This window comes from Marinomonas transparens (assembly GCF_016463975.1).
GTDB classification, from domain to species: Bacteria; Pseudomonadota; Gammaproteobacteria; order Pseudomonadales; family Marinomonadaceae; genus Marinomonas; species Marinomonas transparens.
Genome location: NZ_JAEMNX010000071.1, coordinates 1 through 834, shown reverse-complemented (window position 1 = coordinate 834; position 834 = coordinate 1). Strand labels below are relative to the sequence as shown.

Here is an 834-nt window from a genome sequence, read left to right as displayed (position 1 = left end):
CCGTACCACCTACTGTTTCATTAGCTTTACCCGTACCACCTACTGTTTCATTACCTTTACCTGTACTACCTACTGTTTCATTACCTTTACCCGTATCACCTACTGTTTCATTACCTTTACCATTATCTACTGGTTTATCCTCATTGATACTCTTGAAGTAAGGCTGTTTCTGTGGCTGTTCTTGCATTGCAATTGACACCCCTGTAGCGCCAAATAACGTAACTGTCAAGAGTCCTATTTTTAGAGAGGATTCCGTAAGTAGTTGCCCCCATCCCTTAGTATAACCTCTGAAGGTGCCTGCGATAGCTGCCGAAAAGAGAGCTGATCCTAAAAAGCCACCCTCTGACTCCCCTCTCCAAAAAGCTTTATTGACACCTCGAAGCGCACCTTCAACCATTCCTAGTATAAAGTTCTTGCCCCCTGTTAAGTTGAAGCCTAAACGTCCGGCTATAAAGCCAATCAAAAAGCCTATCCCCGCAGCCGCCCAAGCTTTTCCACTCCAATTCCCTGGATTCATACTGTCACTGACAGCCCAGCCAGCCATATAGCCTGAAACGAGTCCGGAAAGCATCAGAATAGCGAAAGTTAAGAAAGCAAACTCCCCATTCGGGTCCACCATGGTTAACGGGTCATCCGCCCCATACAGGTAAGGGCTGTGGTATTGTGCCGCCGGATCTGGGGAGATAAAGCGGCCGATATCCGCGTCATAATAACGGTGGCCGAAGTAGCTTAGACCAGTGCCGCTGTCTCTTTCTTTACCGGCAAATTTGGCACGGTAATTGTCTGTGCCTGTGCTCTGGTTTTCTACCATCTTGCCAAACGGTGTGTATTCCA

General features: G+C 47.5%; 1 protein-coding gene. It reads right to left on the bottom strand.

Going from position 1 to position 834, the window contains the following annotated elements:
• A partial coding sequence (locus tag I8J31_RS20680) for an RHS repeat-associated core domain-containing protein (protein ID WP_199470480.1) occupies nucleotides 1-834 on the bottom strand: 834 nt, incomplete at both ends.